This window comes from Puniceibacterium sp. IMCC21224, from assembly GCF_001038505.1.
GTDB lineage: Bacteria > Pseudomonadota > Alphaproteobacteria > Rhodobacterales > Rhodobacteraceae > Puniceibacterium.
Map to the genome: position 1 here is coordinate 96,708 of NZ_LDPY01000005.1, position 15,628 is coordinate 112,335.

The 15,628-nt window shown below is 65.2% G+C and carries 17 protein-coding genes; 10 read left to right on the plus strand and 7 right to left on the minus strand.

What is annotated here, in order from left to right; all coding sequences use genetic code 11:
* Window position 1 precedes the first annotated feature (1 nt).
* The 8 genes from IMCC21224_RS24650 to IMCC21224_RS24685 are packed head-to-tail and all read left to right on the plus strand — an operon-like array spanning window position 2 to window position 7,178.
* The gene (locus IMCC21224_RS24650) at window positions 2-1,180 is read left to right on the plus strand and encodes a lytic transglycosylase domain-containing protein (protein WP_047998205.1); all 1,179 of its coding nucleotides are present in this window, start codon (window positions 2-4) and stop codon (window positions 1,178-1,180) included.
* A complete protein-coding gene (locus IMCC21224_RS24655; RefSeq protein ID WP_047998206.1) occupies window positions 1,177-1,974 on the plus strand; it encodes a type IV secretion system protein in 798 nt (265 codons plus the stop codon). Before IMCC21224_RS24650 ends, IMCC21224_RS24655 begins: the two co-directional genes overlap by 4 nt.
* Before the next feature lie 26 nt (window positions 1,975-2,000).
* Window positions 2,001-2,648 (plus strand): virB8 family protein, encoded by a 648-nt coding sequence (locus IMCC21224_RS24660; protein ID WP_047998207.1) that lies wholly within the window; start codon window positions 2,001-2,003, stop codon window positions 2,646-2,648.
* Window positions 2,645-3,358, plus strand: a complete 714-nt coding sequence (locus tag IMCC21224_RS24665) for a TrbG/VirB9 family P-type conjugative transfer protein (protein ID WP_047998208.1) — start codon at window positions 2,645-2,647, stop codon at window positions 3,356-3,358. Before IMCC21224_RS24660 ends, IMCC21224_RS24665 begins: the two co-directional genes overlap by 4 nt.
* A complete protein-coding gene (locus tag IMCC21224_RS24670) occupies window positions 3,355-4,680 on the plus strand; it encodes a TrbI/VirB10 family protein (protein ID WP_047998209.1) in 1,326 nt (441 codons plus the stop codon). The genes IMCC21224_RS24665 and IMCC21224_RS24670 overlap by 4 nt, the downstream gene beginning before the upstream one ends.
* Window position 4,681: 1 nt before the next feature.
* Window positions 4,682-5,716: an ATPase, T2SS/T4P/T4SS family gene (locus IMCC21224_RS24675; protein WP_047998210.1), complete on the plus strand. Its 1,035-nt coding sequence runs from the start codon at window positions 4,682-4,684 to the stop codon at window positions 5,714-5,716.
* A gap of 17 nt (window positions 5,717-5,733) precedes the next feature.
* The gene (locus IMCC21224_RS24680) at window positions 5,734-6,153 is read left to right on the plus strand and encodes a hypothetical protein (protein WP_047998211.1); all 420 of its coding nucleotides are present in this window, start codon (window positions 5,734-5,736) and stop codon (window positions 6,151-6,153) included.
* Entirely contained in the window at window positions 6,153-7,178 is a 1,026-nt protein-coding gene (locus tag IMCC21224_RS24685; RefSeq protein WP_047998212.1) for a type IV secretion system protein, read from the plus strand. Before IMCC21224_RS24680 ends, IMCC21224_RS24685 begins: the two co-directional genes overlap by 1 nt.
* A gap of 53 nt (window positions 7,179-7,231) precedes the next feature.
* Here IMCC21224_RS24685 and IMCC21224_RS24690 read toward each other — a convergent pair whose 3' ends face one another.
* Genes IMCC21224_RS24690 through IMCC21224_RS24700 form a run of 3 tightly spaced genes read right to left on the minus strand, consistent with a single transcriptional unit; the run spans window position 7,232 to window position 9,016 of the window.
* The gene (locus IMCC21224_RS24690; protein WP_047998213.1) at window positions 7,232-7,864 is read right to left on the minus strand and encodes a hypothetical protein; all 633 of its coding nucleotides are present in this window, start codon (window positions 7,862-7,864) and stop codon (window positions 7,232-7,234) included.
* Window positions 7,865-7,875: 11 nt separating this feature from the next.
* Window positions 7,876-8,604, minus strand: a complete 729-nt coding sequence (locus tag IMCC21224_RS24695) for a HupE/UreJ family protein (RefSeq protein ID WP_082135454.1) — start codon at window positions 8,602-8,604, stop codon at window positions 7,876-7,878.
* 58 nt (window positions 8,605-8,662) lie between these two features.
* On the minus strand, window positions 8,663-9,016 hold the full coding sequence (locus IMCC21224_RS24700; RefSeq protein WP_047998214.1) for a hypothetical protein: 354 nt from the start codon (window positions 9,014-9,016) through the stop codon (window positions 8,663-8,665).
* 86 nt (window positions 9,017-9,102) lie between these two features.
* On the opposite strand from IMCC21224_RS24700, the gene IMCC21224_RS24705 reads away from it, so the two are divergent.
* Window positions 9,103-9,363, plus strand: coding sequence for a metal-sensing transcriptional repressor (locus IMCC21224_RS24705; protein WP_047998215.1), 261 nt, complete (start codon window positions 9,103-9,105; stop codon window positions 9,361-9,363).
* A gap of 10 nt (window positions 9,364-9,373) precedes the next feature.
* On the plus strand, window positions 9,374-10,693 hold the full coding sequence (locus tag IMCC21224_RS24710) for an MFS transporter (protein ID WP_047998216.1): 1,320 nt from the start codon (window positions 9,374-9,376) through the stop codon (window positions 10,691-10,693).
* A gap of 38 nt (window positions 10,694-10,731) precedes the next feature.
* Here IMCC21224_RS24710 and IMCC21224_RS24715 read toward each other — a convergent pair whose 3' ends face one another.
* The 4 genes from IMCC21224_RS24715 to IMCC21224_RS24730 form a co-directional block, all read right to left on the minus strand.
* Window positions 10,732-11,211: a DUF411 domain-containing protein gene (locus IMCC21224_RS24715; protein WP_047998217.1), complete on the minus strand. Its 480-nt coding sequence runs from the start codon at window positions 11,209-11,211 to the stop codon at window positions 10,732-10,734.
* Between the two features lie 39 nt (window positions 11,212-11,250).
* Window positions 11,251-13,584, minus strand: a complete 2,334-nt coding sequence (locus IMCC21224_RS24720; protein WP_047998218.1) for a heavy metal translocating P-type ATPase — start codon at window positions 13,582-13,584, stop codon at window positions 11,251-11,253.
* A gap of 61 nt (window positions 13,585-13,645) precedes the next feature.
* Window positions 13,646-14,956 carry an APC family permease gene (locus IMCC21224_RS24725; RefSeq protein WP_047998219.1) on the minus strand — a complete coding sequence of 437 codons (1,311 nt, stop codon included), beginning with the start codon at window positions 14,954-14,956 and terminating at the stop codon, window positions 13,646-13,648.
* Window positions 14,953-15,627 (minus strand): TVP38/TMEM64 family protein, encoded by a 675-nt coding sequence (locus tag IMCC21224_RS24730; RefSeq protein WP_047998220.1) that lies wholly within the window; start codon window positions 15,625-15,627, stop codon window positions 14,953-14,955. The genes IMCC21224_RS24725 and IMCC21224_RS24730 overlap by 4 nt, the downstream gene beginning before the upstream one ends.
* Window position 15,628: the final 1 nt, after the last annotated feature.

Below are 15,628 nucleotides of genomic sequence, written 5' to 3' on the forward strand. Positions count from 1 at the left end.
GATGCGGACCTGGCTCCCCCTCTCGATGATCGGCCTTGCGCTGGCTGGTCCCAGCGTCGGGCCAGCGGTTGCCCAGGGCGTGCCGACTTTTGATCTACGCCTTTTCGCAGAGCGGCAGGCAATCCTCGAGCAGACCGATCGCGACCTGGCGCTGCAGCAGGACCGGCTGACACGCGAGGAGGAGCTGGCCGAGATCGAACGCCAGCAACTCGCCTCGCTAGAGGGGCTGATGGATGCGATGTCGCTCGGCTCGGGCGATGTGGCTGGCACCGTGGCTGGGCTGGAATCGGGGCAGGGGGTAGTGCAGGGATCTGTGGGCGACGTCGAAAGCGCGGCGGCCAGCCTCTATGCACCCGAGGACAACAACCCGGCCGCAGCCCGGATGTTCGGCGATGCCCGGGAAGGGATCGAGGAGCTGATCATCCGCGCCGCGCGTCATACCCACGGCCTGCCCGGAGTGAGCCGCGCAGGACTGTCGCTGGTCCAGTGGCGCTGCCTTCTGCAGGCGCTGATCTGGCAGGAGAGCCGCTTCCAGATCGGGGCACGCTCTCCCGTTGGGGCATTTGGCCTCACGCAGATCATGCCCGGCACGGCGGGCGATCTCGGGATCTACCCGGCCTATTATGACGACCCCTGGCTGCAGGTCACCGGCGGCGCGCGGTACCTCGCGCAGATGCTGAACATGTTCGATGGCAACATCATCCACGCACTTGCGGCTTATAACGCGGGCCCAGGCAACGTGCAGGACTACGGCGGCGTCCCACCTTTCGCAGAAACCCAGCACTACGTCGTGGTGATCCCGCAGCAATACAACAGCTACCTTGCCGCCGTGGGCGGAATCGACGCGCTCGGCACCATCGACCCAGTGCTCCTCGCCAACGCGAGCTTCAGCCTCTCGGCCCATGGCGCAGGCGTCTATGGCGACTACTCATTGGTCTCGGTCCGCGCAGCTGCCTTGCGGGTGCAGGACATCATCACCCGCATCGGTGAGACCGAAGACCTGCACGAGGCCATCGCACTCAACACTTACGCCCGGGCCGAGCTTGCCCGGCTGGTCGCGATCCGGACCCGGATCAAGGCCGCCCACACCCAGCCCCTCAGCGAGGAACAACTCGCCATGGCCGCCGCCCAAGCCGCCGAGCGGCAGTTCATGGATTTCACCTTGGAGAGTTTGCGATGATCCGGCGCTTGCGCATTTCCCTCACCACCACCGCCGCGACCGTCGTGCTAGCCACCGCTCTTGCGGGTCCTGGCGCAGCACAGGGCGTGCCCACGGTCGACACCCAGAACATCGCCCAGGAAATCCGCCAGCTTCAGCAGATGCTGCAGGATTTCGGGATCCAGACCGATCTTCTGGACAATGCGCTGGCACAGCTCGACCTCCTGCAGCAGCAGTTCGATCAGCTCGAGGAGATGTATGCCTCGCTGACCGGGCCGCGCAGCATCCTCGGTCTCGCCATGGGCGGTGACCTCGACAATCTCCTGCAGGCCAATTTCGAAGACATCCCCGATCTGATCCGAGGCATCCAGGCGGGCGACTGGTCGAGCCTGATCGGCCCCAACGCGGGGCCCCTGCGCACGCAGATGGAACAGGCGCTTGCCAGTGCTGGCTTCGACGAGGACTCGCTGCGCGAAATCGCCACCAGCGGCAATCCCGGCGCGGAAGGTGTCGCGACGCGGGCCACGACCGGTGCCGTGATGTCGGCGGCGGCCCAGAACAGCCACGCCGAGGCAGCGCAATCCCTCGAACGTGTCGAACAGCTTGTCGCGATGATCCCCGACATGGAGGACCTGAAGGCATCGATGGACCACAACACCCGCGTCACGGCGGAACTGGCCATCGCCATGACGCGGATGTGGGAACTTGAAGCCATCCAGACCCTCGGCGCAGGCAATGCGGGCGTGGTGGATGCCGCCACCGTCGCCGAAGAGCGCCGTTACATGGACTTCACCCTGCCGAGCCTCGCGCCATGAGCAAGGCCCCAGACATGACAGCAGGTATGAGCACGCGAGAACTCGTCGAGGAGGAACTGATCCATGGCGCACTGCGCCGGGAACAGCTCTGGCGGATGATCGGCCTCGGCGGTGCAGGTTTCGGCGTTTTTGGCTGCCTGGCGGCCGCGGCCGTCGCTCTGATGGTCGAGACGCCCCCGCCCGTCGTCGTGCCCTATGACCCCGCGACCGGTCTCGCTCTGCCGAACGCCACGGTGGAAACGGTCTCGCTGGCGGAGCGTCCCGCCATTATCGAGGCGCAGATCTACCGCTACATCCTTGATCGCGAGGCCTACAACCAACTCGATAACGACCTGCGCGTGCGCCGCGTGCTGGCGCAATCCACAGGGGCTGCCGAGGCCACCATGCGCGCCATGTGGACCTCCGGGCAGGACAGCTATCCGCCGACGCGATATGGCCCCGCGGCAGAGATGGCTGTCGAGATCGCCTCGATCACGCTCATCGGGGACAACCGCGCGCAGGTGCGCCTCAGAAAGCGCCTGACCAGCCCGCAAGGTGCGCAGGACGGTTCCTTCACCGCCACGCTCATGTTTGCCTTCCAACCCGAACGGACCCGCACGATCGACGACGTCTGGCAAAACCCCTTCGGCTTCACCGTCACCCAGTATGCCATCCGATCGGACCGTTCCGAATGACCTCTGTTCCCGTTCTTGCCCCTGTTCACGCCCTGCTGGTCGTCTGTGCCCTGGCGCTCACTTCACTCTCAGCTTCGGCTGAGACCACGCCGCGCCCCGGCGCCCATGACAACCGCGTCCGGATCGCGACCTGGACCGAGGGGCAGGTCTACCGGATCGTCACCACCCTGACCCGGGTCACCACCGTCGAATTCGGCGAGGGCGAGACCATCCGTTCGATCATCGCGGGCGACACCGTGGGCTTCCAATTCGATGGCGTTCCGGGCGGGCGCGCCTTTGCGATCAAGCCTGCGGCCTCGGGCGTCGCCACCAACATCACGGTCTACACGAACCGACGCTCCTACTATTTCCACGTCGTCGAGGCGCGGGAGACCCCACATTATGTCGTGCAGTTCCGCTATCCCGAAAGCCGCATACAGCCAACCCGGGCGGTTGCCGCTGATGCGCCGAATGCGAACTACGCGGTTAGCGCAAGCGAGGAGTTCACACCGACGGCCGTCTGGGATGATGGCACCTTCACCTACTTCCGCTTTGCTCGGAACGCTCCTGTCCCCGCGATCTTCCGCTATGCGAACGGCGGCGAGCGGGCGGTGAACAGCACGGCGCTCGAGGACGGTGTCATCCGTGTCTCGGGCGTGGACCGCCAATGGGTCCTGCGCCTCGGCGAAGACGAGGTCTGTGTTCAGGATATGGGTGGGCCCACATCATGAGCCAGGACACCGAAGACCTGGCCGCGCGCCTGGCGGCGCTTGAAGCAACGGGCGACAAGAAGCGCGGTGCAGCACGTCCCTCCCCGATAGCCGCCATTCTCGGCGTGGCCGGGATCGTGGCTGTTGGCGGTTTGGCTTGGGCCGTCTTGCAACCGTCGCCGGAAGCCCCACTGCCGACCGCTGCCCCGGAAGAATTCCAGACCACGGGATCAGGCTTCGGCGATCTCGCCCCCATGCCGATGGCCGATCCTGCACCGCCGCCGACGGCCGAGACCAGCCCCACCGCGTCGGAACTTGCGTTGATGGAAAGCCTCGCGACGCTACGCGCGGAACTCGAAGACCTGCGCGCGCGGCCCGTCGAGGCATCGGATAGCGGGGCAGAACAGGCCATCGCTGATCTGACAGCGCAAATCGCGGCACTGCAGACCGCCTCGACCGAGGCGCAGCGCGCGCTCGAACGGCAGTTGACCGAACGCGATCGCGAGCTCGACCAGCTGCGCATGGACCTCGAGGTCGCGCGGCTGACCCCGCCTGAGCCGACTGACCTCGGCCCGAACGAGGAGGAGTTGCGGCTCGCGGAACTCGAACGCCGCCGCATCGCCGAAGCGGAGGCCCGGGCCGAACGAATCGCGTCGCCCATGATCGCGTTTTCCGGGATGGGGGCAGGGACCGACCGGGAGAACAGCCTCGAGGCCGCGCGCTTGAATGAAGACGAAGCCTTCGTGCGCGCGGGTGCCAGACCCGCCCCGGTGACGCGGGCCGAGGTGATCGTGAACCCCGGCAACACCGTCGTGCAAGGCACGATGATTCAGGCCGTGACCGAGACGGCGCTCGACAGCACGCTGCCTGGAGCGATCCGCGCCATCGTCTCAGAGGACGTCCATTCTTTCGATGGCACGCGTGTCCTGATCCCGCGCGGCGCGCGTCTCGTAGGGCGCTATCGCTCCGATGTGGCGCTCGCGCAGTCGCGGGTCATGGTGGCCTGGGACCGCATCATCCTACCCGACAACCAGACAGTCGAGATCAGCGCCTTTGGTGGCGACGAGCTCGGCCGCACCGGCACCACCGGCTTTGTCGACACCCGCTTTGCGCAGCGCTTCGGTTCGGCCGCGCTGATCTCGCTGATCGGGGCCTTGCCCGCAGCCGCCGCTGGACAGATCGATGATGAGGCTGCGGCCGACATCCCGAGCGACGTCGGCACGGACCTGCGCGACAGCACCCAAAGCGTCATGCAGGACTATCTGGCGATCCGCCCCGTGATCCATGTCGATCAGGGCACGCGGATCACGGTCATGGTCGACCGCGATCTGGAGATCTTCTGACATGGCCGCAAGCTATCTCGAAGCCTCGCTCGACCGGCTGGGCGCGCACGTGCAACGCGACGACACGATCGAGATCTGCATCAACCCCGACGGGAAGGTCTGGGGCGAATTCGAGGGCGATCATTTCATGCGAGGTCTCGGCAACCCGCTTACCCAGACCGAGATCAAGGACCTCGGCAACCAGATCGCCTCGGCCGCCTCAACCACGCTCAGCACCAAGAAGCCCATCGTCTCGGTCTCGATCCTCTATCGGGATCGTCCGATCCGGGCGCAGGTGATCCAGCCCCCGGCCGTCGAGGGTGGGTTTTCCATATCGCTGCGGTTCTTCTCTTCCCTGCCTCTGGAGGCCATCAAGCTCGGGTTCCTCTATGGCAAGGAGCGTAGCCTTGAAGGCCTGCGCCGCGAACGGAACGCCGCCTTGCGCGATGTGGTGGCCTCCGGCGACATCGACGCCGCCTTGCGGTTCTGCGTCGAGAACAAGCTCAACATGATCGTCTCGGGGGGCACGTCGACCGGCAAGACCGTCGCGGCGCGCAAGATCCTCTCGCTGATCCCGCCCGAAGAGCGGATCATCACCATCGAGGAGGCGGCGGAGCTGCGCCCCGAACAGCCAAACGCCGTAACCCTGATTGCCGACCGCGACACCGAGGCCCGCAGCGCCGACGTGCTTCTGGCCTCGACCCTGCGGATGCGGCCTGATCGGATCGTGCTGGGCGAGGTCCGTGGTCGCGAGGCCATGACCTTCCTTGAGGCGATCAACACCGGCCATGGCGGCTCGCTCACCACGCTGCATGCCGAGACCCCACAGCTGGCCGTCCGCCGACTCGCCATCGCAGCCCTCAAGACTGACGTGCCCATGACCTATGCCGACATGGTCGACTACATCGAGGGCTCCATCGACGTGGTCATCCAGGCCGGTCGCCATGACGGCGCCCGCGGCATCACCGAGTTCTTCCTGCCGGGGCAGGCAAGACATCCAGACCAGAACACCGGTCCAGCCGGGGGTGCCGAGCGCCCCACGGTCGCGGCCGAATGAACCGAAAGGAAACCCCCATGCGCAAGACCACCCTCGCCGCCGCTGTCACCCTGCTGGCCGCGCCCCTCGCGGCCCAGACCGCGCCTCAGGTGACGAACGATCTCACCGTGACCATGTCGCCCCAGCAATACCGGATCTGCAACGACCGGCTTGCTCGCCCGACCTGGATGGACGAGATTCACCCGCGTGAGGCCTACAAGGCACTGACGTTGATGCGGCTCTACGAGCTGCGGTCATGGGAGGCGATCAAGGAAACTGGCGACTGCGGCTGTGATGTCCGCTTCCCGTCATGGGATGCAGCCTCGGCCGAATACGAGGAACGGTTCGCGACAAGCACGCAGGCAGAGCACACTCAGACCCAATTGGCCCTCCGCAACGAACAGAACCAGATCGCCCGCGACGTCCAGGATTTCTGCGAAGCTCAGGGCAACTGGTAATGAGCATCGTCAGCTGGATGGTCGGAACCGCCGACGGCTTCCTTGCCGATGCCGCCGAGTCCCAGTTCGGGGCTGTGGCGAGCAATACCGGCACGATCGTCCTGCTGATGGTCACGCTTTCGCTGATCGGCGTTTGCATCAACATGGCCTTCCAGTTCCGAAGCATGGATGGGGCCAGCTTCTTCTGGTACTTGATAAAGCTGATGTTGATAGGGCTCTTTGCCTTCAACTGGGCCAACTTCAACGCGGTCGCCAATGCTGTTATCGGTGGGCTCGACTACGTTGCCGGGGCTCTGATCTCCTCGGTTGGCGGCGGCGGGGCAGGGGCCACCTACTTCGCGGGCGAATTCGACCGGCTGATCACCGAGTTCAGCCAATACCTGAACGCGATCGGCAACAACCTGAACTGGATGACCGGCGCGATCCTGGGCGGGATCGGCCTTGTCATGTTGAGCCTGCTCGGCTTCATGACGGGCATCGTCCTCATCTTCGCCAAGATGATGCTGACCCTGATGCTCGGCCTCGCTCCGATCATGATCGCTTTGTCGCTGTTCGATGCGACCAAGGATTTCTTTCACAGGTGGGTCTCGACGACGATCAGCTACGCCTTCTACCCCATCGTCATCGCCGCCATGTTCTCGACCGTCGTCGGCATGGCGAATTCGCTGCTGGCCCAGCTCGGTGATCCGAACTCCGCGACCAACATCGGTTCGCTCGTGCCATTCTTCGTGATGGTATTCCTGGCGAAGGGTTTTGTCGCGGCGACTCCCCTGATCGTGCGGGGGATTTCGGGGAACCTTATGGTGGCCGCGGCACCCGCTATCGTCAGCGGCTCCGCAGGGGTCCTGCGGGGCTTGGTGAACACCTCAGGTGTGCAAGGAAGAGCTAGGATCGGTGCGCTCACGACGGGCGAAGCGATCGGCCGAGGGGCGGTGCAAGCTCCCGCCGCCGTGCGAAGCGCTGCGGCCACCGCAAGCGCGCAGGTGGTCAGGATGGCGGAGAGGGCGAAGCGGTTGGGTGGGTGAAGCCGGAAGCGATCGGCGGCGCGCCGAAGACGCGCCGCCGATCGTGGAAGAGTTCAGTTTGCGTTGCGAAACTCGGCGTATTCGCCACGGAGCTGAACGGTCACGGTGGCGGCCTCGCTGTCGCGGTTGCGCCAGAACCAGCCGTGCTCGCCGTCGAATGCGGCTACGATCTCGCCTTCGTCCCCCGTCGAGCCACGGCCTCGTTCGTAGGTAACCGATTGGCCACCACCATGGCCGTGCAAGTCGAAGTTGATCCGTCCGCCTTCGACCAGCACGCGGTATTGCGCGGTCTGTCCCTCGGTCATTACGAGTTTCCATTCCGCAGTGTCGCCGGGCGCCAGCGTGAAGCTTGTCTCGTCGCGCCACACCTCCGCATCCTGAGCGTGGGCCGCCCCCACGAACAGGCCGAAGATATCGTCGAGCAGGCTCGAGGACTGGTCGCCTCCGGCAGCCTCGAGGTCCAGCAACCGGTCCGCCTCCGCTTCTTCCGCAAGCTGGGTTTTGATCTCGCCCATTTCGGTCAAGCCCAGAATGCTGCCCACGCCTGTCGGGTCCGTGCCATATTCAGCGGGCAGATACACCATCAGGCCAATGACCACCGCCCCGATGCCAGCGATGATCGTCGAGCGGCGCAGTTGAGCCGGTGTTGGCAGGTCTTCGATGTTGGGTTTCGGTGCGTTGTGCATTGTTCTTTCCTTTATGTGCTGGCGATGAATCCGGCGATCTGCTGATAGGTCAGCAAGACGCCAAGAAGAACCATGATGATGTTTGCATAGGTTGCCTGGGTCATGAACTTCGGGCTCCTGCGCCAGTAGCCCATGACAATCAGGATCACGAACAGCGCGAGAAGTTGCCCGACTTCGACGCCCACGTTGAAAGCCAGAAGGTTGGCCAAGAGCCCGTCTTCCGCGATCTCGTATTCGAGGATCTTGGTTGCGAGCCCGGTGCCGTGAAACAGCCCGAAAATCAGCGTCGCGGCCTTGGTGTTGGGCTGGAACCCGAACCAGCGCTGGTAAACCCCGAGGTTATCGAGCGCCTTGTAGACTACCGACAGGCCGATGATGGCGTCGATGATGTAGGCATTGATGCCCCAGCCGAACCAGACGCCCGCCAGCATCGTGACCGAGTGGCCAATGGCGAAAATGCTGACGTAGATGGCCACGTCCTTCATCCGGTAGAGGAAGAAGACGACGCCAAGCAGGAACAGGATGTGGTCGTATCCCGTCACCATGTGCTTGGCGCCGAGATATATGAAGGGGATGATGTGCACCCCCCAGATTTCCTGGATGTAGCCCGCGTCACCTTCGGTGACGTTGTGGGCGAGCACCTGCGCCACGCTGGATGCGTAGAGCGCGAGCACTGCAATGGTCAGGGCGACCGCGCGGCGCGATGCCAGCGCGCGCAAGCCCCAATAGCCTGAAGTCATGAATAGATCTCCGTTGTGCTGTTAAAGGATCGGTATGCCGCGCGATGCGCGATGCCGATCAGGCACGTGGAGGGCGTTCGATCCGGAAGGTGCGGTGGGGGCCGTCCGGCGAGGTCCGGAGCCGCCACGCATCCCTTTGCGCAAAGACCAGTTGGCCCCCGTGACCCAGCGACAGGAATGCCTGGCTGTGATCGTGGTCGGCGGCCTCGTGGCTGTGACCGTGCATGGCCCAGTAGAGATCTTCCTCGAACCCATGCGAATGGCCGTGGTCGGCGATCATCTCCAGATGATCCTGGATCGTCTCGAAGACAGTCGGCGCATGGGTTGCGGCCGGCATGACGGACCAGACCACCAGCGACAGGCACAGAAGCGTCGCAAACGCATTTCGTCCGTATGTCCGCAGAAGTGCCATCGATCTTGCCTGTCCGCCCGCTCGTCGTCGCGGCCCATTCATGGAGCCATCTTGTTCTATCCCCCTGGGGAGGATAGCGTCTTTCTATGACAAAGCCCCATGTGCACGCAACCCATCCCGCCCTCGTCGCCCGGCTGAAGCGCGCCGATGGGCATCTTCGTGCCGTGATCGACATGATCGAGGCGGGCAAACCCTGCCTCGAGATCGCGCAGCAACTTCAGGCGGTCGAGAAGGCGGTGGTCAACGCCAAGCGTGCGCTGATCCACGATCACCTGGACCATTGCCTCGATGCTGATCACTCGCCCGCGGACCGCGATGAACTGAAAACCATCTCCCGTTACCTCTGAGGTCACTGCAGTGCTCGAAGTCCTTGCCGACCGTACCTATCGCCATCTCTTCGCTGCACAGGTCGTGGCGCTTCTGGGTACGGGGCTTGCCACCGTGGCACTGGGGCTTCTGGCCTACGATCTTGCGGGCGACAACGCAGGCCTGGTGTTGGGCACGGTCTTCACCATCAAGATGGTGGCCTATGTCGGCATTGCCCCCATCGCCGGGGCTTTTGCGAACCGGGTGAACCGCCGGGCGTTTCTGGTAGCACTTGATCTGGTGCGGGCGGGCGCGGCGCTCTGCCTGCCTTTCGTCACCGAGGTCTGGCAGGTCTATCTCCTGATCTTGCTGCTGCAATCGGCGTCCGCCGCCTTCACGCCGACCTTCCAGGCGACCATCCCGGACGTGCTGCCGGACGAGGCGCGCTACACGCGGGCGCTGTCGCTGTCGCGGCTGGCCTATGACCTTGAGAACATCGCCAGCCCGATGCTGGCCGGGCTCCTACTTGTGGTGGTGAGCTACAACTCGCTTTTCCTTGGAACGGTGGTGGGGTTCGCGGCCTCCGCGGCGCTGGTCGTCTCGGTCCTGCTGCCCAGCCCGAAACCGTCCGAGCCGCGTGGCATCTACGACCGCACGACGCGCGGCATCCGCATCTACCTTGCGACACCGCGCCTGCGCGGCCTGCTGGCGCTGAACCTCGCCGCAGCCGCTGCGGGCGCGATGGTGCTGGTCAACTCGGTGGTGCTGGTGCGCAGCACGCTGGGGCTGGACGCATCCGCGCTGGCCTGGACGCTGTTCGCCTTCGGCGCGGGCTCGATGCTGGCCGCACTTGCGCTGCCGAAGCTGCTCGACCGCCTGCCGGACCGACCGGTGATGGTCGCCGGCGCTGCGCTCATGGTGCTGACGCTCCTCGGTCTGGCCGGAGAGGTCGCCGCCCTTGGGCTCACCTGGCCCGTCCTCCTTGGTGCATGGCTGCTGGTGGGACTGGGGTATTCGGCGGTGCTCACCCCCTCCGGCCGCCTGCTGCGGCGCTCCGCCCATGCGGAGGATCGCCCCGCGCTCTTCGCCGCCCAGTTCGCGCTCAGCCATGCGTGCTGGCTCGTCACTTATCCGCTGTCCGGCTGGCTGATGACGCAGTTCGGGCCGGTCGCGGCCCTCGGGACGCTGGCGGCGCTGGCGGGCGTCGGCGCGTTGTCGGCCCTTCGCCTCTGGCCGCAGGAGGATCCAGAGATCCTCGAGCACAGCCATGACAATCTGCCGCTCGACCACCCCCATCTGAAGGGCGCCCGGCGCCACGCGCATCCGTTTGTCGTGGACGACCAGCACCCCCGCTGGGCGTCACAGCTTTGAGCGAGCCTCAACGTATGCCCCTGAATGTCATGCGAATCTCAGGCTGCCTGATAGCTTGAGAATGTCTCTGTCGTGCCGTCACGACGGATCAGGTAGACGACATAAGCCTCTCGCTGCGACTCCGGGCCCATGCCGGGCGATCCGTAGGGCATGCCGGGAACTGCAAGGCCGACCGCGTCGGGGCGTTCCACCAGAAGACGGCGAATGTCCGCAGCGGGCACGTGGCCCTCGATCGTGTAGCCGTCCACACGGCCCGTATGGCAGGAGACCATCTCCTGCGGGATGCCGTTGTCCAGCTTGTAGCGCATCAGAAGCGTTCCGGCGCTCGCCTCGGTCGTGACGACAAAGCCGCCGTTTTCGAGGATATCGATCCAGGCCGAGCAGCAGCCGCAGTTCGGGTCCTTCATCACGTGGATCGCCGGTCCGGTGCCTTGTGCCAGAGTCCTCAAGGACGACGCAGCCACCAGCGCAACTGCGCCGAGCAGAAGCGTGCGGCGGGAAAAAGTGTCTTGGTTCATCTGATCTTCCTTTCGAGTTTGCATGTGTAGACGGACAGGTCAGAGATCGACCCGCCTAAGTCGCAGGGCGTTGGTGATCACCGAGACCGACGACAGGCTCATGGCCGCCGCCGCGATCATCGGCGAGAGGAGAAGGCCGGTGACAGGGTAAAGCAGTCCTGCCGCGATAGGGACGCCAAGCGCGTTGTAGGCGAAGGCGAAGAACAGGTTTTGCTTGATATTGCGCAGGGTGGCGCGCGCGAGTTTTCGCGCGCGTACGATGCCCATCAGGTCGCCGCCCAACAGGGTGATGCCGGCGCTTTCCATCGCCACATCCGCGCCAGTTCCCATGGCGATGCCGACGTCCGCAGCGGCCAGCGCGGGGGCGTCATTCACACCGTCGCCCGCCATCGCGATCTTGTGGCCATCGCGGCGCAACTGCTCGATCAGGTCCTTTTTCGCCTCGGGCAGGATGCCCGCGCGCACTTCGTCGATGCCAAGCTGGCCGGCCACTGCCTGCGCCGTGCGCTCGTTGTCGCCGGTGGCCATGATGACGCGCAGTCCCTGCGCATGCAGTTCGCGGATGGCCTGCGCGGTGCTGTCCTTGATCGGGTCGGCGACCGCCACGATACCGGCGAGCACGCCATCGACGGCGACGAACATCGCCGTCTTGCCCTCGGCGCGCAGGGTATCTGCCTTCGCCTCGGCTGCGCCCGTGTCCAGACCCATATCCCGCATCATGGCGGCGTTGCCGAGCGCTACCGCGCGCCCGCTGACCTTGCCGTTCACGCCCTTGCCGGTGATGGCGTCGAAGTCCGTTGCCTCCTGACGCGGTGCCCCCCGGGCCTCGGCGCCCTCGACGATGGCTTCGGCCAGAGGGTGTTCGGAACCGCGCTCCAGGGCTGCGGCGAGCGACAACAAATCCATTTCCGCCAGATCATCGAGTGCGACCGTATCCGTCAGTTTCGGCTTGCCCATGGTCAGTGTGCCGGTCTTGTCGACGATCAGCGTATCGACGCCCGCCATGCGCTCCAGCGCCTCGGCGTCTTTGATGAGCACGCCCGCCTGCGCGCCGCGGCCCGCCGCCGTGGTGATCGAGATCGGCGTGGCGAGACCAAGCGCACAGGGGCAGGCGATGATCAGCACCGACACGGCAGAGGCGATGGCGAAGACCAGCGCAGGTTCGGGGCCGAAGATCAGCCAGACTACGAAGGCGATGATCGCTATTGCGACGACGGTCGGCACGAACACCGCCGACACGCGGTCGGCCAGCCCCTGGATCGGCGCGCGGGACCGGCGCGCGTTCGACACCATGGCGACGATCTGCGCCAGCACGGTGTCGGCGCCGACCTTGCCCGCCTCGATCACGAGGCTGCCGTTCTTGTTGATCGTGGCGCCGGTCACGTCATCGCCCGGACCCTTTTCCACCGGCATGGACTCGCCGGTCAGCATGCTTTCATCGAGAGACGAGCGGCCCTCGATCACCGTTCCGTCGACCGGGACCGCGTCGCCCGGGCGCACGCGCAGCCTGTCACCCTCCATGATGTTCCCGAGCGGCGCGTCGTATTCGGTGCCGTCAGGCAGGATCCGCCGCGCTGTCTTGGGCGCGAGGTCGAGGAGTGCGCGGATCGCGTCGCCTGTGCGTTCGCGCGCGCGCAGTTCGAGAACCTGCCCCACAAAGACCAACGTGACGATCACCACGGCTGCCTCGAAATAGGTGCCGACGCCGTGGCCCATCCGGTATTGTTCGGGGAAAACGCCCGGGAGGAACGTGGCGAACAGCGAATAGAGATAGGCCGCCGCCACGCCGAGGCTGATCAGCGTCCACATGTTGGGGCTGCGGTTCACGATCGAATCCCAGCCGCGCCGGAAGAACGGCAGCGCCGCCCAGAGGATGATCGGTGTGGCCAGCACGAACTCGAGATAGCTTGTTGTCTGATGCCCGATCCAGTCGCGCACCGGCAGGGCGACCAATTCGCCCATGGTCAGGATGACAAGCGGTACCGCCGCCGCGGCGGAAATCCACATCCGGCGGGTGAAGTCGGTCAATTCCTCGCTGGGCTCGTCCGACGGTACGATCGGTTCCAGCGCCATGCCGCAGATCGGGCAGGACCCCGGCGCATCCCGGACGATCTCGGGATGCATCGGACAGGTGTACTGGACGTTGGCGGGAGCTGCCTTCTTCTGCCCGGACGCGCGGCCGGAGGCATAGAACCACGGATCCGCCTGGAACTTCGTCTGGCACTTATCCGAGCAGAAATGGAAGGTCTCGCCCTGGAACGCGGCGTGACGCCCGTCCGCCTTGACCGCGACCGTCATCCCGCAGACCGGGTCCTTTGCCGTCTCGGTCCCAGCCGGGATGTCGGGCGTTGCGTGATGGTGATCGTGCTCCATGGTCTGCCAGCCTTTCGATGTTTCTTGCTTGCCGCCTCCAAGGACTGGAAGCTCAAGCCCTTTAGTGATGGTCGTGAGCGCCTTCCCCGACAGGATTGCGCGCTAAGAACAGCCGGACGAACAGGAACACCAGCGCCATGCCAAGAATGCCGACCACGACGATGAGCGGGTCGGACTGCCACTTCATCGCAGCGAAGGCGGCCAGCACCACGGCGTCGAGGGCGATGGCCGTCAGCAACACCCAGCCTTGCGCACCAATTTCCTCGCGCAGATGCCGGAACACGCCGAAGTGGATGATCATGTCCATCACCAGATAGAAGAAGGCCCCGAGCGAGGCGATGCGGCTGAGATCGAAGAAGACCGTCAGGAAGCCCGCTATCACGACGGTGTAGACGAGCGTGTGGTCCTTGATCGTGCCTTGCATCCCGAAATGGCTGTGCGGGATCATTTTCATGTCGGTCAGCATCGCCAGCATCCGCGAGACCGCGAACACGCTGGCGATCAGACCCGACGCGGTGGCCACCAGCGCCAGCGCCACCGTCAGGTAGAAGCCTGTTTGCCCGAGCGCGGGCTCGGCGGCCTCGGCCAGCGCGTAGTCCTTCGCCGCCACGATGCGGTCGAGCGGCAGGCTGGAGCCGACCGCGAAGGCCACCAACAGATAGACGACGACGCAGAGCGCGATGGACCAGATGATGGCCCGGCCCACGTTGCGGTGCGGGTCGGTGACCTCTGCGCCGCTGTTGGTGATGGTCGTGAAGCCCTTGAAGGCCAGGATCGACAGCGCAACCGACGCCACGAACCCTGTGGCTGCAAAATCATCACCCGTCGCCTCGAACGAGATGCCGCTTGCCCAAAGACCCGCTGCGCCGAACAGCGCGATGCCGCCCACCTTGAGCACGGCCATGATGATGGAGAACAGCCCGACCGACCGGGTGCCCGATGCGTTCACGAGATAGGCGAAGACGATCAGCCCGACACCGAGAATAGGCACGAGGATGCTGTCCGGATCGCCGCCGAACGCCCGCAGCGTGTAGGTGCCGAAGGTGCGCGCGACGAGGCTTTCGTTGATCACCATCGACAGCGCCATCAGGAGGGCCGCGCCCGCCGCGACCGTCGTCGGGCCGTAGGCCTTCTTCAGGATCATCCCGATGCCGCCCGCTGACGGATACGCGTTCGACATCTTGATGTAGGTGTAGGCGCTGAACGCGGTCACGATGGCGCCCACGATGAACGAGAGCGGGAAGAGAGGCCCGGCGAGTTCGGCGATCTGCCCGGTCAGCGCGAAGATGCCCGCGCCGATCATCACGCCGGTTCCCATGGCCACAGCACCCGGGAGGGTAATGCTGTTTTTCTCGTAATCACTTTTCGTCATGGATTTTCCTTTTCAGGCTTTTGCCGCAGCGCCACCCAGAGCAGCGGCAAGCCCGTCACGAGCCCGAGACCGAGAACTGCCCAAGTTGCGCGCCCGAGGTCTCCGCTAACCGCCTCGCCGCCGAAATGGGCAAGCAGGAAGCTCGCCGGGATGATGCCCGCCAGTGTCGCGACGGCGAAACGCCAAGCATGGAGACGGCTGAGTCCGGCCGCGTAGCTGACCATGTCGAAGGACACGAAGGGCATAAGGCGGCTGGCGAAAACCGTCGCCGTCAACGCGTTCTGCGAGCCGAGCAGCCCGGCATCGACGCGGTCACCAAAAACCCGCCGCAAGACATCATGCCCCAGAACCCGCGCGAGGCCGAAGGCGATCAGCGCCCCGAGTTCCGCCCCGATCACGACCAGCCCTGTCCCCCAGACATGCCCGTAGGCCGCACCTGCCACCATTGCGATGGGCGCGCTCGGGATCGGGCTGGCTACGACCGCAATGGTCATGAACGTGACGATCACGACCGGCCCCCAGAGGCCGGCGCGCGCAACCAGTTTCTCCAGACGCTCGGGCTGCAGAAGGCTGCGCGCCTCGGCGAACACCGAAGGCGCGACCTGCCAGACAGCGAGCAGGACGATCCCGAGGATCGCAAGGCCGGCGAGAATGGTGGCGCGCAGGCTCATC